20 protein-coding genes, 1 tRNA gene and 1 pseudogene are annotated in these 20,039 nt (G+C 59.4%); 4 read left to right on the top strand and 18 right to left on the bottom strand.

The annotated features are described in order from the left end of the window. Positions 1–75 precede the first annotated feature (75 nt). Positions 76–768: a crotonase/enoyl-CoA hydratase family protein gene (locus CI807_RS29495; protein ID WP_015885385.1), complete on the bottom strand. Its 693-nt coding sequence runs from the start codon at positions 766–768 to the stop codon at positions 76–78. Between the two features lie 336 nt (positions 769–1,104). On the opposite strand from CI807_RS29495, the gene CI807_RS29490 reads away from it, so the two are divergent. After that, positions 1,105–1,194: transfer RNA gene (locus CI807_RS29490), tRNA-Ser, on the top strand. Between the two features lie 82 nt (positions 1,195–1,276). Here CI807_RS29490 and CI807_RS29485 read toward each other — a convergent pair. From CI807_RS29485 to CI807_RS29450, 8 genes and pseudogenes are all read right to left on the bottom strand, one after another. Further along, on the bottom strand, positions 1,277–1,630 hold the full coding sequence (locus tag CI807_RS29485; RefSeq protein ID WP_016979229.1) for a gamma-glutamylcyclotransferase family protein: 354 nt from the start codon (positions 1,628–1,630) through the stop codon (positions 1,277–1,279). Positions 1,631–1,639: 9 nt separating this feature from the next. After that, positions 1,640–1,759 (bottom strand): annotated as a pseudogene (locus CI807_RS31990) ((Fe-S)-binding protein); the annotation flags it as partial. Positions 1,760–1,877: 118 nt separating this feature from the next. Continuing rightward, positions 1,878–2,456 (bottom strand): DUF4337 domain-containing protein, encoded by a 579-nt coding sequence (locus CI807_RS29475; protein ID WP_095017268.1) that lies wholly within the window; start codon positions 2,454–2,456, stop codon positions 1,878–1,880. Positions 2,457–2,579: 123 nt separating this feature from the next. Further along, positions 2,580–2,906 (bottom strand): helix-turn-helix domain-containing protein, encoded by a 327-nt coding sequence (locus tag CI807_RS29470; protein ID WP_095017267.1) that lies wholly within the window; start codon positions 2,904–2,906, stop codon positions 2,580–2,582. Positions 2,907–3,122: 216 nt separating this feature from the next. Then, positions 3,123–3,917, bottom strand: coding sequence for an energy transducer TonB (locus tag CI807_RS29465; protein ID WP_095017266.1), 795 nt, complete (start codon positions 3,915–3,917; stop codon positions 3,123–3,125). A gap of 72 nt (positions 3,918–3,989) precedes the next feature. Beyond that, positions 3,990–6,728: a TonB-dependent receptor gene (locus CI807_RS29460; protein ID WP_095017265.1), complete on the bottom strand. Its 2,739-nt coding sequence runs from the start codon at positions 6,726–6,728 to the stop codon at positions 3,990–3,992. 94 nt (positions 6,729–6,822) lie between these two features. Then, on the bottom strand, positions 6,823–7,764 hold the full coding sequence (locus tag CI807_RS29455; protein WP_095017264.1) for a FecR family protein: 942 nt from the start codon (positions 7,762–7,764) through the stop codon (positions 6,823–6,825). Continuing rightward, on the bottom strand, positions 7,757–8,284 hold the full coding sequence (locus tag CI807_RS29450) for a sigma-70 family RNA polymerase sigma factor (protein ID WP_095017263.1): 528 nt from the start codon (positions 8,282–8,284) through the stop codon (positions 7,757–7,759). The genes CI807_RS29455 and CI807_RS29450 overlap by 8 nt, the downstream gene beginning before the upstream one ends. A 153-nt stretch (positions 8,285–8,437) precedes the next feature. Between CI807_RS29450 and CI807_RS29445 the strand changes: the two genes are divergently transcribed. Beyond that, positions 8,438–9,124, top strand: a complete 687-nt coding sequence (locus CI807_RS29445; RefSeq protein WP_095017262.1) for an HAD-IA family hydrolase — start codon at positions 8,438–8,440, stop codon at positions 9,122–9,124. Positions 9,125–9,212: 88 nt separating this feature from the next. On the opposite strand, the gene CI807_RS29440 is transcribed toward CI807_RS29445, so the two are convergent. Next, positions 9,213–9,959 (bottom strand): 3-oxoacyl-ACP reductase family protein, encoded by a 747-nt coding sequence (locus CI807_RS29440; protein WP_033901224.1) that lies wholly within the window; start codon positions 9,957–9,959, stop codon positions 9,213–9,215. A 126-nt stretch (positions 9,960–10,085) separates the two neighbouring features. Here CI807_RS29440 and CI807_RS29435 point away from each other — a divergent pair, with 126 nt between their 5' ends. After that, complete coding sequence (locus CI807_RS29435; RefSeq protein ID WP_095017261.1) at positions 10,086–11,012, top strand: LysR family transcriptional regulator; 927 nt, start codon at positions 10,086–10,088, stop codon at positions 11,010–11,012. Positions 11,013–11,066: 54 nt separating this feature from the next. Here CI807_RS29435 and CI807_RS29430 read toward each other — a convergent pair whose 3' ends face one another. From CI807_RS29430 to CI807_RS29420, 3 genes are all read right to left on the bottom strand, one after another. Next, the gene (locus tag CI807_RS29430) at positions 11,067–11,795 is read right to left on the bottom strand and encodes an aspartate/glutamate racemase family protein (RefSeq protein ID WP_095017260.1); all 729 of its coding nucleotides are present in this window, start codon (positions 11,793–11,795) and stop codon (positions 11,067–11,069) included. A 14-nt stretch (positions 11,796–11,809) separates the two neighbouring features. Beyond that, positions 11,810–13,336: an NCS1 family nucleobase:cation symporter-1 gene (locus CI807_RS29425; RefSeq protein ID WP_095017640.1), complete on the bottom strand. Its 1,527-nt coding sequence runs from the start codon at positions 13,334–13,336 to the stop codon at positions 11,810–11,812. 344 nt (positions 13,337–13,680) lie between these two features. Continuing rightward, a complete protein-coding gene (locus CI807_RS29420; RefSeq protein ID WP_095017259.1) occupies positions 13,681–14,415 on the bottom strand; it encodes a phosphoadenylyl-sulfate reductase in 735 nt (244 codons plus the stop codon). A gap of 153 nt (positions 14,416–14,568) precedes the next feature. Here CI807_RS29420 and thrH point away from each other — a divergent pair, with 153 nt between their 5' ends. Next, positions 14,569–15,186 (top strand): bifunctional phosphoserine phosphatase/homoserine phosphotransferase ThrH, encoded by a 618-nt coding sequence (thrH, locus tag CI807_RS29415; protein WP_095017258.1) that lies wholly within the window; start codon positions 14,569–14,571, stop codon positions 15,184–15,186. 12 nt (positions 15,187–15,198) lie between these two features. On the opposite strand, the gene CI807_RS29410 is transcribed toward thrH, so the two are convergent. The 5 genes from CI807_RS29410 to CI807_RS29390 form a co-directional block, all read right to left on the bottom strand. Beyond that, positions 15,199–15,555, bottom strand: coding sequence for a type II toxin-antitoxin system HigA family antitoxin (locus CI807_RS29410; protein WP_095017257.1), 357 nt, complete (start codon positions 15,553–15,555; stop codon positions 15,199–15,201). Beyond that, a complete protein-coding gene (locus tag CI807_RS29405) occupies positions 15,555–15,857 on the bottom strand; it encodes a type II toxin-antitoxin system HigB family toxin (protein ID WP_095017256.1) in 303 nt (100 codons plus the stop codon). The genes CI807_RS29410 and CI807_RS29405 overlap by 1 nt, the downstream gene beginning before the upstream one ends. Before the next feature lie 229 nt (positions 15,858–16,086). After that, positions 16,087–17,430, bottom strand: a complete 1,344-nt coding sequence (gene pabB / locus CI807_RS29400) for an aminodeoxychorismate synthase component I (RefSeq protein ID WP_095017255.1) — start codon at positions 17,428–17,430, stop codon at positions 16,087–16,089. 84 nt (positions 17,431–17,514) lie between these two features. Next, positions 17,515–18,501, bottom strand: a complete 987-nt coding sequence (locus tag CI807_RS29395) for an alpha-L-glutamate ligase-like protein (RefSeq protein WP_016979244.1) — start codon at positions 18,499–18,501, stop codon at positions 17,515–17,517. Continuing rightward, positions 18,501–20,036 carry an inactive transglutaminase family protein gene (locus CI807_RS29390; protein WP_095017254.1) on the bottom strand — a complete coding sequence of 512 codons (1,536 nt, stop codon included), beginning with the start codon at positions 20,034–20,036 and terminating at the stop codon, positions 18,501–18,503. The genes CI807_RS29395 and CI807_RS29390 overlap by 1 nt, the downstream gene beginning before the upstream one ends. Between the last annotated feature and the right edge of the window lie 3 nt (positions 20,037–20,039).

Raw genomic sequence — 20,039 nt, 5'->3', positions numbered from 1 at the left:
GCTAAAGAGGATTCTGATTTATTTGTAAGAAAAAGCCCGACTCAAGGTCGGGCTCTGATGTAGCTGGGGTAGGACTTAGCTCAGGATATGGCCTTGGTCCTGGATGATTGCATCGTCCAAGGCCTCCAGCAGCTCTTTACGTACCTTCAACTTGGTATGCTTGTGGGCATTCATGTTCAGCTTCTTTAACTGACGCGCCGCTTCCAGCGCCGCGGCATGCAATTCTTCCGGTGCCACCACCTTGTCAAGGAAGCCGGCTTGCAACGCGCCCTGCGGGTCAAACATCTCGGCATTGATCACCGAACGATGGAACGCCGACTTACGCAGACGATCCCGCGCCAACTCGATACCGGCGTGGTGCATGGTCATGCCGATCGCCACTTCGTTCAGGCCGATGCTAAACGGGCCTTCCACCCCGATCCGATAATCCGCCGACAACAGCAGAAACGCACCCTTGGCCACCGCATGCCCAGGGCACGCCACAATCACCGGGAAAGGGTGCGACAACAGGCGACGCGCCAACGTAGAACCCGACGTCACCAGACCGATCGCCTCTTTAGGGCCGGCGGTCATCACCTTCAAATCATAACCCCCCGACAAAATCCCCGGCGTGCCGGTGATCACCACCACCGCCCGGTCCTTCTCGGCCTGATCCAGTGCTTCATTAAAGGCACTGACCACCGCCGGAGAAATGGCATTCACCTTGCCGTTGCTCAAGGTCAGGGTCGCGATACCGTCTTCGAGGTGGTAGGCAATCAACTCACTCATGACGCGGTTCCTTGTAGGATTTGTTATAGAAGGCTTGTTAATAGCAGTGCATGCGCAGACGTTACCCACCACGTCCGCCCCGGTAAAGCGCCGTGACTGACTACCCAGTCAGACTTTTCCCGCACACAGGCGTTGGGAAAGCCTGGGGCAGGGCGCAATCGCCGCCCCAGACCCATCCTGGCGATGCCTGAGAATGGCACAATCACCGCCCCTTGCCGGACGCGGATCGGCATAACCGGCTAACCGCATGAAAATTCTGAAAAAAACCTTTGCCATCAGAAAGGCTTTCGACTACATTAGCGCGCCTCGACAGACTGAACTGGTTTGACGAGATACGGTGAAGTGTCCGAGTGGCTTAAGGAGCACGCCTGGAAAGTGTGTATACAAGAAATTGTATCGAGAGTTCGAATCTCTCCTTCACCGCCAAATTCGATGTAAACAAAACCCCTGGTTTCGAGAGAAGCCAGGGGTTTTGTTGTTTCAGGGGTTAGGCAGCAAGCTCAACGCTTCAGGCCTGCACGTACACCCAAGCCCTCATCCCCGAAGCCAATCCCACCTCCACCCGCTTGTAGTCCGCCACCTCATACGCATCCGCTGCTGCCAGTTCCTGATCCGAAATCTGAAAGACCATCCCCTCAACCCTGGCGCCTGCCTCAGCGCTCGGCGCCACAATCGGATGATGCGTCTTGCCGCTGCTCGCCAGCACCTGTGGGTCAGTAATCTCCACCCAGCTCTGCGAGTAACCCAGCATCGCGTCCTGCTGGCCGGTCAGTTCGCGGCCGAAGTTGGCCAGTTGTACGGATTTGTCTTGCAGCGTGCCGTAGGAAAACAGCAGCACGGGGTGTTCGGTGGAGCGGTTCATTGCAGTTCCTTAAGCGAGGAGGTCTTCGTAGAAAGCACCGTAGGGTTTGCTCGGGTGGGCGATCTGGATTTCGGGAGTCCATAGCCCGACATTCGGGTAGTGCTCGAAATCACCCAGGTCGCCGCTGCGCTGGCACAGGAGAGCATGTCCGGGTCGTTGCCAGTGGTGAAGGTGGTGCCGATATCTCCTTGAGCAGCGTTATGCTATTTACTATATAGCGATAGGGCAGGGCACCCAAGGGAATTTGCTAGAAATGCAGCCAGGCCAGGCTACCCAATAACACTGCCATACCGCCTGCTGCATACGACATCCGCTTCAACCACTCCCGCCGCGTCAGCAAGGTGATCGCTGCCAACGAAATCGCGATCTGGATCGCGGTCATTGCCTGGGCCCAGCGATGATGCTGGTGCAGCGCCTGTTCCGATTTTTCATCCCATTCCTTTGACGTGGCTTCAAGCTTCTCGGCCTGTTTGCGCACGTCTTCCTTCTGGCTCTTGTAGCGCTCGATTTCTTCCTTGTAATGCACCGCGTCCACACCGGGAATGTGGGTGGCCAGTTCCGCGAGGTTCTGCCGGCTGGATTTGGCCTGGTAGTAGTTCCATTGGTTAGCGGCTTCGGTCTTGAAGATGGCGGCGTTGTTCTTGTCCATCGCCGCTTCGCTTTCGGTGGAGCCGGCCTGATAGCTGAGCATGGCGCCCAGGGTGGCCATGAGGGCGGTCATCACGGCGATGCGGCTGGCGAAATTATCGCCACGGCCGTGGGCGTGTTCGGTGGTGTGTTCGATGTGTTTTTCGTGGGGGCTGGGGACTTCGAAGGCTTCGGACATGGGGGCGTCTGTGAAGGGAATGAGGGAGTCTGATTCTTTACCAATGAAGCTGTCTCAATCCTGTACGTAACGCTAGTGGGCATGCGGACGCACGGACTGAGGGGCGGACTTCGCAGAGTGACCCTATAGCTCCAACTGACGAGCGTTGATGCCGAATGCCTTGGCTATTTTCTCTCGCGTTGCCCGGCGAAGTTTTTTCACCGTCTCTTGTTGGGCAAACGCAGATTGGGAAATCCCCAGACGTTCAGCGGCTTCTTTTTGCGTCAGGTTGAGGTACTCGCGCCAGGCACGGACGGGAGGTAAACCGTCGACAATCAGGCTGACAACTTGATGAGGAATAAGGTGCCCACGACCTTGCATTGCGAAATATTGTGCATAGGGAATCACTACAAAAACGGGTTTCCCTTCGGTGTCATTGATGAACTGAACGTGGGGTGATGTGCTATTCAAGATTTCCCCTTGAAGGCTTATTCAAAGCTTATTTTTTTATAAGTCTTTTATGAGTTTTTTCGGGCTTTTTTCGGAATACCTCACGCCCGGCGCCTCCTGACGTTAGCGTAGGCTCCGAGGGCGATTGATCAAAAGCTGTTGCTGCATGTAATTCTCTCTTTGCAAACAACGCTCACTCTGCCCTCACTTCGCCCTCACGTTGGCTTCACTTTGCTTTCACTTTGCAAAGACCACCGGCACCGTAAACCGCGTCTTGCCGCCCTCCGGCGGGCGCGGAACAGGGGAGGCACGGTTGATCATGTCCAGCGTTGCAGTGTCCAGTTCGGTAAAACCGGCCGAGCGCACGATGCTGGCGCTGAGCACCTTGCCGTTGCTGTCGATCTCGAAGCGCAGATACGCCACGCCCCGGTCGCCTCGATCGCGGGCGTTTTGCGGATAACGCTTGTAGCGTTCCAGGTGGGCCAGCAGTTCGGCTTCCCATTGCACCTTTTGCGCCGGGTCGGCCGCACCGCGTGAAGATTGATTGGCGGCGGTGGTGTCGGCCGTGTGCGTGTCCAGTTTGGGCGGTGCTGTGGTGGTGGAAGGTGCCGGTTGTTCGTCCTGTTTTTTTGGCGCGGTCTCGAACTCGGCAGCGTGATTCGGTGCGGACGAGTAAGTGCCTCGGGCTGTGTCCTGAAGCGGGGACGTCGCGGTTTTCGCCATACTCGGCCGAGTTGCGGCGACTATTTTCCTGGGCACTTCCCTTGGCGGTTTTTCCGACGGCGTATTCAGCTGTTTCTGCACCACTTTATCTGGCGCCACTTGCAGGTCTTCTTCCACCGCCTGGGCCACGGGGGCGGCGGCCAATTCGATCATCATCGCTGCGGGGGCGGCTTCGGCGACTGTCACGCTGGGCGTATGCAGCCACCATGCGATAAGGCCGGCATAGACGCTCAGGGTGATCAGTGTGGCAACACTCCACAGGGCCTTGCGCGGTGGGTTGAGGTAGTCCGGGGCTGTGTTGGAAATCATGGGGTCATCAATAGGGATCAACGTAAAACGGGATGCCAAGAGGGCATCCCGCGATTCAACTCAACGGTAATGTCAGAACTTGACGGTCAGCCCCGTGCGCAACGTTCGCCCTGGCGCGGGCATGAAGCTTTGGGCCAGCGGGTCCAGGTAGTAGACGTTGGTGAGGTTCTGTACCGAGAAGTCCAACTGGGTGCCTTTGACGATTTCGAAACTGGCGAACAGGTCGTAGATCGCCGACTTTCGGTAGTACATCTGGTTAGTGGTGATGCCGTTATTCCACGACTTGTCCAGTTTGGCGGTGGGTGCGCTGTTGTAGACCATGCGTCCGCCGAGGACGAGACGGTTATCAAACCAGCGGCTGCCCAGAGTGGTGTTCACAGAGTATTTGGGTGGGTTCTGGGTGTTGGTGTAGGAGCCCGGGAAGCCGCCGTCCACACAATTGGGTGTGGAAGGGTTGTCTTCTTCGCGTAGTTTCTTCGCGATGTCCGGCGCGCAGGTCTTGGCATTCAGGTAATAGGTGGCGGAGATGTCGGTGAACACCCGGCCCATGTCATAGCTGGTTTGCAGCTCGATACCCTTGACCGTGAAGCTGTCGACGTTCTGCAGGTTGCCGGCAAAGATGTCGGTGTAGTCACGGGTGATGTAGTTTTCGATCTCGTTGTTGAAATAGGCGAGTTTGGCGGCGGCGGTGTCGCCGTCAACCAGTACGCTGTTTTGCAAGGTGCTGGCGCCGAATTCCCAATTCTTGCTGCGCTCGGGCTTGATGCCCTCGGTCGGCACGGCGGCCGTGAACAGGCCCAGGGTCGACTCGAACAGGCTCGGCATGCGCACGCCTTCGTTGTAGTTGAGGTAGACGAAGCTGTTGTCGGTCACGTTCAGCTTTACGCCGAAGGACGGTGCGAAGGCCTGGTCCTGCCGTTCAATGGGCGGCGCGAACGTGTAGCTGGTCGGCTTGCGGTCCGGGCCGAACGTGGCTGGGCTGGCCTTGCGGTTGTGGTCCTTGCTGCTGAATTCGCTGTAGCGCCCACCCGCCGTAAACGTCAGGCGTTTGATCGGTGACCATTCAAGCGATGTCACCAGGCTGCTTTCCTCGCGTTCACCACTGCGGATGAAACGGTTCTTTTGCAGGTCCGACAGCAGCACTGGCGAGTTGTCATCGGGGCCCAGGTTTTCGGTCTGGTAAGAGCCGCCGTAGGTCCAGGCGAACTTGCCGGCGCGGGTGTCAAAACGCGAGGTGTTGCTCAGGTCCACGCCCCAGCGTTTGTCCTTGGTGCGGTTGCGCAGGGCGTCCTTGTAGGTATCGCCGAGCGGGTCGGCATCGTCTTCATGGCCGTAGAGTGGCGTCACCGTTACCAAGCCGTTGAAGGCTTCGCTCTGGGCTTTGGTGGCCCAGACGTTGGCGCTCAAATCGATTAGCGGGTTGTCTTCGGGCTTGTAGGTATAGCGCGCGGTGTACGCGTTGATGCGCATGCTTCCCGGGTCCCATTGCGGCACGCTGCCGCTGGTATTGCGGATGATCTGCGAGGGCATCACTTCGCCGTAGTGGCCATCGGTGTAGCGGTAGGTCAGCTCCAGTTTCTGGTCCGTCGCCGGCTTGAGGATCGCCTTGAGCAGTACCGACTCCGCGTCGCTCGAGGTGTTGAACACTTCGCTGTCGGGCTTGAAGAATTTGGCGGCGGTGTTGGCCTCTTGGGTGACGTAAATGTACTTCCTGGTTTTCGGGTCGTATTTACGCACTTGCTGAAACACCTGGTACTTCTTGAAGCCCTTTTTACCCGCGTAATAGTTGCCGCTTTGGCGCTGGGAATAGGCCGCGACGAAATCCACCGTCTCGCCGGTGCTGGCGAATGCCACGCTGCCGGAATGCGCAGGGGAACCGCCCAGGCCATTGCTGCCATGGTGCGGCGTGGCCTTGTAGGTGCCGGGTGCATCCACGCTGTTGCTCGACAAGTCGCCCTTGAGGCGCACGCCGTAGGTTTCGCCGTCCTTGAGGATGTCTTTGGGTTGCAAGGTCTTCATCTTGACCATGCCGCCAATGGCGCCCGCCGCGTCGGCGCCGAGACTGGGGCCTTTGTCCACGCTGATTTCGCTGATCAGGTCGGGGTCGATATAGCTGCGCTGTTGCATGCCGCTGTAGCCACGGTAGGCATCGATGGCCTGCTGGCTGCCGTCGATGGTCACCGGCACTCGGCTTTGGCCCTGGATACCTCGGATGTTCACGTCCAGCGCGCCGCCATTGCGGGCATCGCCGGTTTGTACGCCGGGCACACCCTTGAGGATATCGGCGGGGGAGGAGCCACGGAAGCGGTTGATGGTCTCGCCCGAGATAAACACGCTGGAGCCTGCCTTGGTGTAGACCTGCGCGGCGGCACCGGTCAAGCGGCTGGTCTCGCCGCCCTTGATGGTCACGGGACCGAGCATTTCGGAATCGTCGAGGTCGTTGATACCTGCATTGGTGCCATCGCGATGGCTGAGAATCAAGCTGCGTTGGTTGTCGATTTTCCAGTTCACCGGTGCATTGCCGAGCAGACGTTGCAGGGCTTGCTCCAGGGTGAAGTTGCCGCGCAAGGCTGAGGCTTGCAGTCCATCCACTAGCCCGGCTTCCAGGCCCAGTTGCAGGTTGGCCTGGCGGGCGAATGCGCTGAGTGCGGTGGTCAGCGGTTGCGCAGGAATGTCGAAGAAACGCGTCGCCTGATCACTCGGCGCGCCGCTGGCCTCTGCGGCCAATGCCTGGGACGGCTGGAAAATCGCGCTGTGGATAGCAGCACAGAGGATGGCCAATGCCAACGGTGCAGGTGATCGGTGACCCATGTTTCGTCGCCTTAGTGTTTGGTATTACGATTCATTCGCAATACAAGGAGCTACAAAGACGAACACCAGCGCGTTTTTTTTCAGTGCACTGTATTTATTTTTCTACAATCTTTTTGTTGTGGCCGATGACCATGAGGAACGGCGAGTACTCGTGCACCTCGCCTCCAATCGGCGCAACCAACGCCTGTAGCGCACGCCGGGTATCGCGCATGTCGTAGAGGCCGGTGATGCGTTTGTTGGCCAGGGCCGGGTCGTTGATCACGATCCAGCCCCGCTGGTAGCGCTCCAGTTGCTCGACGACCTGGGCAACGCTGACGTTCTCAAAGAATTGCGCGCCATTGATCCAGCCCGCGACCTCCGAGGGCGCCACTGACGATTGCGTGGCCTTGCCGCTTTGGCGGTCGAGCCACAGTCGTTGCCCGGCCGTGAGTCGATACGCTGTGTTCACGCCCACGGTGCCGTCACGCACTTCCACCGCCAGGCCGCCTTCGCGGCGGGCCACATCGAAGGCGGTGCCCAGCACGCGTACCACGGTTTCGTCGCTGCGCACTTCGAAAGGTTTTTGCGCATCATGGACGACATCGAAAAACACCTCACCCTGCATCAGCGTGACTTGGCGCAGAGGGCCGTTAAAGCTCACGTTGATCGCGCTTTGCGGTGCCAGCGTCAGGCGGCTGCCGTCGCTTAGGGTGATCTCGCGGGTTTCGGCGGTGGCAGTGCTGTAATCCGCGCGCCAGACAGGGTTGGCTACCAGCGCTGCGCCTACCGCGAAGGCGCTGATACACGCAGCCGCCAACCAGGGCAGGCGTGAACGCGTCGCGCGTGGCCAGTGCTCCTGGGTTGTGGGCGCTTGTTCGTCCAGTGCATCCATGGCTCGATTGACCTGTGCCCAAGCCTCGAAATGTTCGTTGTCACTGTGCAGCCAGCGGTCGAATTCCTCGAAGCGTTCGGGTTGGGCTTGCAGGTCCAGCAACCACTGGCCGGCGTCTTCGAGGCTGCGTGCCGAGACATTCCTGGGCGGGTGGGCATCATGCATACGGGCGTTCCTTACTGTGCGCGCCCTGGGTGGCGACGCTCGAAGCCAGGTGAACGATGGCGTCCTTGACCAGGCGATGGGCGGTGGAAAGCGAAATATTGAGATGATCGGCGGTTTGCTGCAACGTGAAACCACCAAGGCGATGCATCTCTACGGCGATGCGCATTTGTTCCGGCAGGTTGGCCAGGGTCGCGGCGATGCGGCTGGCGTCGTCGCCATGTACCACCCGCTGTTCCGGCGACAACTCCTTGCCGGGACGCATCCATTGCGCGGGCATTTTCTGCTGGCGTTTCTCGGTGGCCTGGCGGCGCACGGCGTCCAGCGCCAGGTTACGCACGATTCTGTAAAGGTAGGCCAGCGGTTGCTCGACCGGGTCATCCGTGTTGCCGCAAAAGCGCAGGAACGCGTCTTGCACCACATCTTCGGCGCGTGCGTGGTCGCCCACCACAACCTTTGCGTAGTTGATCAGTGCGGGGCGATGGTCGAGGTAGAGTTGCAGCCTGGCGGCGTTGTCGGTCACAGCGAAACTCGAAAAGAGATCAGAGCCTGGAGCGCCGCGACGTTAATTTAATTGAGAGTAATTATCAATACCGAGTCGCAACGGTTGCTTGCAGGCAAGGTGGACCGCTATTGTGCTGAATCCTTTTAGTCCTTCCCCCAAGGATCTGTTGTGATGAATGCACCACGTACTGCTGTCCCGATCAAGGCTGTGATTTTCGATATGGACGGGTTGTTGCTGGATACTGAAGGCATCTACACCGAAGTGACACAGATCATCGCCGAACGCTATGGCCGCACCTACGATTGGGGTATCAAGCAGCACATCATCGGGCGCGGAGCCCAGGACCTGGCTGACTACGTGGTGAAGGCGTTGGACCTGCCGATCACGCCCGCCGAATTCCTGACGATCCGTGAACCACTGATGAGCGAGCGCTTCCCAAAAGCCCTGGGCATGCCCGGCGCTGAAGCCTTGGTGCGGCACTTGAAGGCGCACAATATCCCGATTGCCGTGGGCACCAGTTCGTCGCGCAATTCGTTTGGCCACAAGACCACCTTGCACCGCGAATGGTTTGGCCTGTTCGACACCATCGTTACCGCTGACGACCCGGAAGTCGGCGCCGCCAAGCCCGCGCCGGACATCTTCCTCACGGCCGCCCGCCGCCTGGGCGTTGCGCCCGAGGATTGCCTGGTGTTCGAGGATTCGCCGTTTGGCGTCACCGCCGCCAAAGCCGCGCACATGACCGCCATCGCCGTGCCGGATGAAGCCATGGCCGATAGCAAATACCACCATGCCGACCAGATCATCCGCAAACTCGCGGACTTCGATCTGGCAGCCTACGGCCTGCCACCCATTCGTTGAACAAACGCGGTAAAAAACTGTAGGAGCTGGCTTGCCTGCGATTGCGTCCTCAAGATCGCCATCGCAGGCAAGCCAGCTCCCACATTCGTTATGCGCTGAAACCACCATCAATGGTCAAGCTTGCACCAGTGATGTAGCCCGCTTCCGGCCCCGCAAGGTAAGCCACAAAGCTGGCAATTTCCTCGACATGCCCATACCGACCCACCGCCATCAACCCAATCAAACTCTCGGCAAAATCACTGTTCGCCGGGTTCATATCGGTATCCACCGGCCCTGGCTGCACATTGTTGATCGTGATGCCCCGTGGCCCCAAATCCCGCGCCAGGCCCTTGGTCAACCCGACCAGCGCCGCCTTGCTCATGGCATACGGGCCACCACCGCCAAACGGCATGCGCTCGGCATTGGTGCTGCCAATGTTGATCACCCGACCCCCTTCACCCATATGCTTGGCCGCTTCCTGAGTGGCGATAAACACGCTGCGTACGTTGATCGCCAGGGTCTGGTCAAAATCTTCCAGCTTGAAATCTTCCAGCGGCGCGATGGCCAGCACACCGGCGTTGTTTACCAGGATATCCAGGCGGCCAAAAGCTTCGACCGTGGCGTTGACCGCGTTGCGGATCGCACCGGCATCGGCGCTGTCGGCGTGGATCGCCAGGGCTTTGCCGCCTTCGCTGATCACGCTGTTCTGCAATTCTTCAGCCTTGGCGGCCGAGCTGACGTAGGTAAAGGCAACCGCTGCGCCCTGTGCTGCGAGGCGTTTGACGATAGCGGCGCCGATGCCGCGAGAACCGCCTTGAATCAAGGCGACTTTGCCGCTGAGGTTCTGTGTGGTCATGTCGATCTCCTAGCTGTTCAAGGCGGGGTGCCTTGTTGTTGGAACCGAGTATCGACCTCGGCAGCCCCTCCCGGTAGACCGTGATTGCTATAGTCTGTGTAAACCAAAAGTTTAGAGTGGGTCGATATGGAAAGCTTTGGCAGTATCGAATGCTTCGTGCGCAGTGCCGAAGGCGGTAGCTTTGCGGAGGCTGCGCGGCACCTGAGCCTGACCCCTGCAGCCGTCGGCAAAAGTGTCGCCAAGCTGGAGGCGCGCCTGGGTGTCAGGTTGTTCCAGCGTAGCACTCGGCGTCTCACTCTGACCGAAGCCGGAAAACTGTTTCTGGAAGAGGTCAGCGGCAGCCTCACCACCATCCAGAACGCCATGGCCAACCTCGCCAGCGCCGAAGGACGGCCGGTGGGAACCCTGAAAGTGAGCATGGGCACGGTGGTCGGGTGCTTGTACATCGTGCCGCTGCTGGGTGAGTTTTTAAAACGCTTTCCAGATATCAGCCCCGACTGGCACTTCGACAATCGCCAGGTTGACCTGATTGGCCAGGGGTTCGATGCGGCGCTGGGTGGCGGTTTTGAACTGCCCCAAGGGGTGGTGGCGCGCAAGCTCGCGCCGGCCCATCGGGTGTTGGTGGCGTCGCCCGATTACCTGGCAGCGCGTGCTGCGATAGGGCAGCCGGCAGACCTTGAGTCCTGTGACGGTATTTTGATCCGCTCACCGCAAACCGGTCGCGTGCGTTCCTGGCAACTCACCGGTCGCAACGGCGCACATGGCCCGCTGAACCTCAAGGCACGCATGACCATGAGCGATTCGCAGGCGGCCTGCGTCGCTGCCGACCAAGCGTTGGGCGTCGCTCTGGTGAGCATGCCGTTCGCCGTGCCCTGGCTCGCAAGCGGCAAGTTGGTACGCGTGCTGCCCGACTGGTACGTCGACGACGGCAACATCTCCATCTACTATGCCGAACACAAGCTGCTACCTGGCAAGACCCGCGCGTTCGTGGATTTCATCATCGAGCAATTTGCCGAACAGCAGCTCAGTAACCGATTCAACGCAACCCTGTAGGCGCCCACGTTCCAATGTGGGAGCCGGGCTTGCCCGCGATGGCCGCGACTCGGTCTATCGGCCGAACTGGCCCGGCCAACCAATGACCTTTTTCGCCCTCGGCGTCGCATACGTCCTGATCTTCGACGTCGACAACCCCAACCGCACCAGCGACTCCGCGATGGTTACCGCAGCGGTTACACCGTCTACCACCGGCACACCGGTGCGCTGGCGAATCTGCTCATCCAGCCCGGCCATGCCGCCGCAGCCCAGGCAGATCACCTCGGCCTTGTCGTCGCTGATGGCCAGTTCGGCCTGGCGCACGATGGCTTCCATCGCTGCCAGCGGGTTCTCTTCCAACTCCAGCACCGCCATGCCACTGGCCCGTACCGAGGCGCAACGCTGGTACAGGCCGGCCAGTTTCAGGCGGTCTTCGATCAACGGCACGGTGCGGTCCAGGGTGGTCACCACCGAGTAGGCGTGGCCCAGGAACATTGCGGTGCTGGCGGCGGCTTCGGTGATATCCACCACCGGCACGTTGAGCAGTTCCTGCAAGCCTTCACGGCCGTGCTCGCCGTAGCCGGCCTGGATCACCGCGTCGAACGGCTGGTCGTAGGCCATCACTCGGTCCATCACCGCGATGGCCGCCAGGTAGCTTTCAAAGTTGCCCTCCACCGACTCCGCGCCGAAGTAGGGCGTGAGCCCGACAATCTCAGTGCCGGGCGCAGCCACGGCGCGTGCCTGCTGGGCGATGGTTTCAGTGATGGATTCGGTGGTGTTGACGTTGACCACGAGGATACGCATGGAATGTCCTTTGATTAATGACTGACGTTATCGACTGCAATGCTTTCGCCGCTGACATCGGCGTAGAACGGCTGGCGCTTGGCGATCAGCCGGTACAGCACCCCTGCAATACCGGCGCCAAACATCCAGGAAAACGGTGACACGCTGGCAAAACCGGGCAGCAGCGCCAGGAGAATGGCAATCACCGCTGCGGGAATGAACGCCGCCACTGCGCGTAAATTGACCCCACGGCTGTAGTAATAAGCGCCATTCGGGTCTTCGCTATACAGCTGCAACACGTCCACCCGGCTTTTACGGATCAACCAGTAATCGACCATGATCACCCCATACAGTGGCCCCAGCAGGGCGCCCAGGCCGGAAAGGAAATACACGATCACCAACGGGCTGTTGTAGAGGTTCCACGGCAGAATCAGCACCGCCACGGTGGCGCTGATCAAACCGGCGCGGCGGAAGTTCAGGTACTTGGGCGCCAGGTTGCTCAGCACAAAGGCCGGTGCGACGAAGTTGGCCATGATGTTCACGGCCACGGTGACGATCAGGAACGCCAGGCAACCGAGCACCAGGAAAAAGGTGCTGGGAATCGCCGCGATGATTTCAGTAGGGCTTTCGATCACCCGGCCATTGAGCTGGAACTGACCGCCGCACAGCAGCACGGTGATCGCGGCAAACACCAGGATATTCACCGGCAGGCCCCAGAAGTTGCCGACCTGGATGGTCTTGCGGCACGGCGAAGAGCGGGCGAAGTCGCAGAAATTGAGGATCAGCGTGCCGTAGATCGCCAGCCACAGCGCGCCACCGGCAAAGATATTGCGCCACATCTCGCCGCCGCTCAGCGGTTCACGGATCGACCAGGCGATGTTGCCGCCGGTCTGGAAATACATCCAACCGGCCAGTGAGGCCACCGTCAGCAGAATCACCGGCCCGGCGAAGCCTTCGTAGCGGCGCACCATCTCCATGCCGTAGGCCAGGATCACCAACTGCACCAGCCAGATCGCCACAAAACAGGCCCAGCCGAGCGACGACAGGCCGAGGATTGAGTTGTGGTCGTAGTCGGCAAAACCCGGATGAATGGCCGTCAAAAGCACGCGGAAAACTACCGAAGCCAGGTAGGTCTGGATACCGAACCAGGCAATCGCAATCACCGCGCGAATCAACGCCGGAATCTGCGCGCCATGAATGCCGAAACTGATACGGCTGATTACCGGGAACGGCACACCGGTCTTCTGGCCCATGTATCCCGACAGGTTCATGAAGAAGTACACCAGCGCCGCGCCAATCCCTAAGGACAACAGAATCTGCCAGCCGCCCAGGCCCAAGGCATACAAGCCAATGGCGAAGGAATAGTTGGCGATGTTGTGCACGTCATTGGTCCACAGCGCAAAGATGCTGTAACGCCCCCAGCGCCGGCCTTCGACTTTGGTGGGCGCCAGGTCCTTGTTGTGCAGGCGGGGGCTGAGCACCAGCGGACCGGGCTCGATGGCTTCGGGCTTCAGGGAGGAGGGCAGATCCAGTGCGATGTTATTCGAGAGGCTTGTACGCATTCCGGCAGGCTCCAGCGCATCGGCAGCCAAGCCGCAGATGGCAAAGTGTATGTAGGTTTTGTATTTATTGTATACAAAGCGCATTTCACCTTAAGCCACTTGCGTGCCAGTTTTTGATCTATGAAAACTGTGTGTAATTTCGTTTTTATAGGCAAAGGAAATAACTAGCTGAATTCAAAGCGATATAAATTGACCGTTTGAACAGCTATTTATTTTGTTGGGTCAAGTGTGTGCAAAACAACGAGGGTATTGAGGCGGGGAAGAATGTAACGTTTCGGTGCGTAATTTTATAAGTGCACACAAGAATGGCACTAATGGTGACATTCTTGTGTACAGGTCGAGGGTCATGCCTTGCTGATGATATTCCCCGCATGCAGCCCACATTCCTTCTGCGTGGCTTCTTCCCACCACCAGCGGCCTTCGCGTTCGTGCTGGTTCGGCAGCACCGGGCGTGTGCAGGGCTCGCAGCCGATGCTGATAAAGCCGCGCTCATGCAGGCTGTTGTACGGCAGCTCCAGCATGCGGATGTAACCCCAGACTTCCTCACTGGTCATCTGCGCCAGCGGGTTGAACTTGTACAGGGTGTGTTCCGGGGTGGAGAAGGCTGTGTCGATTTCCAGCGCCGCCACCTGGCTGCGGGTGCCCGGGCTCTGGTCACGGCGCTGGCCGGTGGCCCAGGCGCTGACGCCGGAGAGCTTGCGGCGCAGCGGCTCGATCTTGCGTACGCCGCAGCATTCGCCATGGCCGTCCTTGTAGAAGCTGAACAGGCCCTTTTCTTTGACGAAGGGTTCCAGTTTGCTCTGGTCCGGCGAGATCAGTTCGATGTCGATTTTATAGAACTCGCGCACCTGCTCGATGAACCGATAGGTCTCCGGGTGCAGGCGGCCGGTGTCGAGGCTGAACACCTTGACGTTCTTGTTCAGCTTCCAGGCCATGTCCACCAGCACCACGTCCTCGGCGCCGCTGAAGGAAATCCACAGGTCATCACCGAACTGGCTGAACGCCAGTTTGAGAATGTCCTGGGCAGATTTGTTGGCATAAGTCGCGGCGAGTTCAGCGACGTCGAAGGCTTGGTTCATCAGGACGGTTCCTACAGGTCAGTGGCGCTGAGCGCTCTATAGGGGAGCGATGGTATCAAAATCCGCTCTGCGTTGCGGCGGCGAGCTTGAATCGCTAGAGTTCGGCAGTCCTTTTGCTCGCTCAACCGACAACATCAACAATGGGAGTGTCTTGTGGAAATTGCCTGTCTCGACCTGGAAGGGGTGCTGGTTCCGGAAATCTGGATCGCCTTCGCCGAAAAAACCGGTATTGAATCCCTGCGGGCCACCACTCGGGACATTCCCGACTACGACGTGCTGATGAAGCAGCGCCTGCGCATCCTCGATGAACACGGGCTCAAGCTCGCCGACATCCAGGCAGTCATCGCGACCCTCAAGCCGCTGGACGGCGCCGTCGAATTCGTCAACTGGCTGCGCGAGCGCTTCCAGGTGGTGATCCTGTCCGACACCTTCTATGAGTTCTCCCAGCCGCTGATGCGCCAACTGGGTTTCCCGACCTTGCTGTGCCACCGCCTGATCACTGACGAAACCGATCGCGTGGTCAGTTACCAACTGCGTCAGAAAGACCCGAAGCGCCAGTCGGTATTGGCCTTCAAGACCCTCTACTACCGAGTGATCGCCGCCGGTGATTCCTACAACGACACCACCATGCTGGGCGAGGCCGACCGTGGGATTCTGTTCCATGCGCCGGAGAACGTGATCCGCGAGTTCCCGCAGTTCCCGGCGGTTCATACCTTTGAGGACTTGAAGAAAGAGTTCATAAAAGCGTCGAATCGGGCGTTGAGCCTTTAACCCTTCGCGTGATCAAACGCCTGCCAGCAAACGCTCATAAGGAATACGCAAGCCTTCATGCAGCCGCTTGATCATCGACAAGCTCAACTTGCGCTTATGGTTCAACACCTCTGACACCCGCCCACTGGTGCCGATAAACGGTTCCAGATCGCGGGCGGTCATGCCCAGTTGTTCCATGCGGAATTTGATTGCCTCCACTGGATCTGAAGGAGGCATTGGAAAATGCTCGGCCTCGTATTTCTCGATGAGAATGGCGAGGATTTCCAGCTCGTCACCCTCGGGTGAGCCGATCTCCGCTTCCCATATCTGCTCCACGCGCGCAAGCGCAGCGGTTAGATCCTCATGGGAATGTATAGGTTTGATGTTCATCACACGGTCTCCGCGTTGATCTGATCGTACTGGGCATGAGTCCCCACGAAACGTATAAACCCAAGCTGTCGCTGATAGTCGATCGCCATGATCACTCGATACTTGTTGCCGCCCACGTTGAAGACAACCCTGCCACTTTTAAGAATGCTTGCTGTTCTAAGCTCTGCTTTAAGCGCTTGCGGCGTCGGGTAATTCGCCTTTTCCATATGGCGATACAGTTCGACCAAGGGTGTTTTGGCGTCGGAATAAGCTGAGAGGCTTTCCCAGAATATTCTTAAGGTAGAGAGCGCGATTATCCGCATCGCTGCAGCCTCCCAATTTGGGAGATGATAGGTGTGGTTGGGTTGAGATGCAATCTCGGAAACAAATTCTGACGAGTAAGCAGACGCTTCATGTGATCCCTCACAAACGGCGGGTGGACGGTCGGAGCTGGACGCTATCTTCCAGTTCACTCATCGTCCACACGCGTTCTGAATCAGGATCTTTCTCGCTGCCTGGTCCTATGTTGCAGAGCCAGGAGTAGCCTGGGGACTACAGGTTTTCCAGAGTTTGTAACAACACCCGCACCTTGGTCAGCGACTCCTGATACTCCGCCTCCCATTGCGAGTCCGCCACAATCCCGCCGCCGCCCCAGCAGCACACCTGCCCATCCTTGACCAGCAAACTGCGAATGGCGATGGAGCTGTCCATCTCGCCCCGCACGTCCAGATACACCAGCGACCCGCAGTACAACCCGCGTCGCGTCGGCTCCAGTTCGTCGATGATCTGCATCGCGCGGATCTTCGGTGCGCCGGTGATGGAGCCGCCGGGGAAGCTGCCGGCGATCAGGTCGAGGGCGTCTTTGCCATCGGCCAATTCGCCGATGACGCTGCTCACCAGGTGGTGCACGTTGGGGTAGCTCTCCAGGCTGAACAGCTCCGGCACGCTCACCGAGCCGGTGCGGCAGGTGCGGCCGAGGTCGTTGCGCAGCAGGTCGACGATCATCAGGTTTTCGGCGCGATCCTTGGGGCTGGCCAGCAGTTCGGCGGCGTTGGCGGCATCGTCTTCGGGCGTCAGGCCGCGCGGGCGGGTGCCTTTGATCGGCCGGGTTTCGACGCGGCGCTTGCTGATATGCACAAAACGCTCGGGCGACAGGCTCAGCACCGCGCCGTCGTCCGGCAGGCTCTGGAAGCCCGAGAATGGCGTCGGGCAGGCTTCGCGCAGGGCGCAGTAGGCAACCCAGGGATCGCCTGCGCACGACGCACGGAAGCGCTGGGCAAAGTTGACCTGATAGCAGTCGCCGGCCTGGATGTAGTCCTGGATGCGCACGATGGCCTGGCGGTAGGCTTCGGCGGTGAGGTCTGGGGCCATGGGGCCACTCAGCTTGAAGGTCGCGGAGTTGTCGGCAATTGGCTGGCCGAACAGAGTGATCAAGCGTTGCTGCTCGCTCTCGGCCAGTGCCGGATGAAACACAAGCTGGCTGGTCTGCGCCTGATGATCACTGATCAACGCCCAGGCATATAGCCCGAACCGTGCATCCGGCAGGTGCAGGTCATTTGCGGCAAGGTGCGGCATCTGTTCCAGGTGCCGACCAAAGTCATAGCTCAGGTAGCCGATCAAACCACCGGCGAACGGCAGCTTATAACCCGCAGGCAGGTCCGCTTCGCCCAGATGCGTCAGGTTTTCCCGAAGACGTTGCAGGAAGTCATTGCCGCTTTCGTCCGGCGATACCGTCAACGTCGCCTGCGGCCAGGCGCTGAGCAGGTCATAACGCCCGCGCTCGGCTGCCGGTCGCCCGCTATCCAGCAGCACCGCACCCGGTGCATGGCGAATCGCCGCAAAATACGCAGCGGGGTTGGCCTCGTAAGGCAGTGGGTATACAGAGCAGGTCGGCATGCGAGGTGAATCAGCTATGGGCATAGAGAGGCGGCAATTGTACCGCATTCCACTGTAGGAGCCGGCTTACCGGCGATGCGATCTTCAGCCTTCCACAGGCGGAATATGCCCAAACATTTCCTGCACGAACTTCACCCGCTCCTCCGGCGTTTCCGTCACACCGGCGGCTTTCAGCTCTTCCAGCCGTGCCTCCACCGCATGCGTACGCAGGGTCAAACCGCAGTCGTTGGCAATCTGAATATTCAGCCCTGGCCGCGCATTCAACTCAAGAATCAGCGGGCCTTTCTCCTGGTCCAGCACCATGTCCACGCCGATATAGCCCAATCCACACAGCTCATAGCAACCCGCCGCGAGCTTCATGAAACCGTCCCAGTTGGGCAGTTGCACGCCATCCACCGCGTTGGTGGTATCGGGGTGTTTGGTGATGATGTTGTTCAGCCAGGTGCCGCGCAAAGTCAGGCCAGTAGCAAGGTCCACGCCCACGCCGATGGCGCCCTGGTGCAGGTTGGCCTTGCCGCCCGACTGACGCGTTGGCAAGCGCAGCATGGCCATTACCGGGTAGCCCATCAGCACAATGATGCGGATGTCCGGCACGCCTTCATAGCTGATGCTCTTGAAGATCTGGTCAGGCACCACGCGGTACTCGATCAGCGCGCGGTCGCGGTGGCCGCCGAGCGAGTACAGGCCGGTGAGGATGCTGGAGATCTGATGCTCAATTTCTTCATGGCTGATGATCTTGCCGGACACCGTGCGATAGCGCCCTTCAAAACGGTCCGCCACCACCAGGATGCCATCGCCGCCGGCGCCCTGGGCCGGTTTGATCACGAAATCGCTGCGCCCGCCGATGATGTCGTCGAGCTTGTCGATTTCCTTTTCGGTGGAAATCACCCCGTACATCTCCGGCACATGAATACCGGCGGCGAGGGCGCGCTCCTTGGTGATGATCTTGTCATCCACGATCGGGTACAGGCTGCGCTTGTTGTACTTGAGCACGTAGTCGGCATTACGCCGGTTGATGCCCATGATCCCCCGCGCTTCCAGGGCTTTCCAGGTCTTCCAGAAGCCGAACATTACTGGTCAGCCTTCTTGAGGAAAGCCTTGAAACGCACCAGCTCGGTCAGGCGGTAGCCGCGATAACGACCCATGGCCAGCATGAAGCCCACCAGGATCAGCAGGATCGCCGGGAAGGTGAACACGAAGTAGATCAGCTCCGGTACGCTCATGATGATGTGGGCCAAGGACGCGGCGAACAGCGTACCAATCGCGACTTTCAGCGCGTGGTTGGCGCCGCGTTCTTCCCAGGTGATCGACAGGCGTTCGATGGTCATGGTCAGGATCACCATCGGGAACAGCGCCACCGACAGCCCGCGCTCCAGCCCCAGTTTATGGCTGAACAGGCTGATGGCCGCGATCAGCACCACCACGAACGTCAGCACCACCGATAGCCTCGGCAGCATCTGCAACTTCAGGTGTTCCAGGTACGACCTGAGGGACAGCCCCAGCGCCGTGATAATCGTAAACAGCACAATCCCGAAGCCCAACTGCGTTTCACGGAACGCCAGGGCGATCAGCACCGGCGTGAACGTGCCCAGGGTCTGCAGACCGATCAGGTTGCGCAGGATCAGAATCACCAGCACGCCAATCGGGATCATCACCATGATCATGAAGGTCTGCTGGGTTTGCAGCGGCAGGCCGTACAGCGAGTATTCGAGGAAGTTGGCGTCGGTGTTCTCGTCGGTCAGCTTGGCCAGGCGGATGGCGTTCATTTCGCTGTTGTTCAGGCTGAAGGTCACCATGGCCTTCTTGCCGCCATCGACGGTGATCAGGTTTTCATCACCGGTCCACCACAGCAGGCGGTCGGTGGGCAGGCCCTGTTCGCCGGTTTCCGGGTTGAAGTACAACCAGTCATTGCCATTGAAGCTGCGCAGCCAGAGTTCCGGGGTTTGCGGCTGGTCGGCGACCAGTCGGATGGTGTGGACCTTTTCCACCGGTACGTGGGCGATGGACAGCAGCAACTCGACGATCTTGGCCTTGTGCGGGATGGAGGGGTCGCCCGCCAGCAGCAGCTTCACATTGTCGTCATTGAGGTTGTTGGTGCGCTTGATGGCTTCGCTGATAAAGGTCTCGACGTCGGCCGAGTGCTGGCGGATCGGCGCCAGCAAGGCTTCGGCAGCAATTTTCTCCGGGCCTTCCACGGCAATGCTGTCGCGGAAGGTCGGGCCCTTGACCTTGACCTTTTCACCGCTGTAACGCTTGGTGAGGACCAGGCGGTAGTACAGGGTCTGGTTGCCCTTGGCGCGGCGTGCCGACCAGGTCACCTTGCGGTTGCCATCGGTGCGGTTGACGCTCACGCCGTAGTTGTTCGAGATAAAGCTCTCGTTGAGGCTGACGAAGTCGCGGCTCAAGGGTGGCACGAACATCTGGATCTTCACCGGGTCTTTCGGGTTGGCGACGAACTCGACCTTGGCGTCGATGTTCCACAAGTCGTCGGTGGCGTCCTCGGTGATGGGGATCCCCAGCACGAAGATCTGGTAGGCGGTGACCGAAATACCCAACACCACCAGGATGGCGATCAGGATTTTCAGGTGCAGGGTCAGAGAGCGCATTCG

It is taken from the genome of Pseudomonas sp. NS1(2017) (assembly GCF_002269425.1).
Classification (GTDB): Bacteria; Pseudomonadota; Gammaproteobacteria; order Pseudomonadales; family Pseudomonadaceae; genus Aquipseudomonas; species Aquipseudomonas reactans.
The sequence above is the reverse complement of the archived record's forward strand: the minus strand, read 5'-3'. Positions and strand labels throughout refer to the sequence as shown.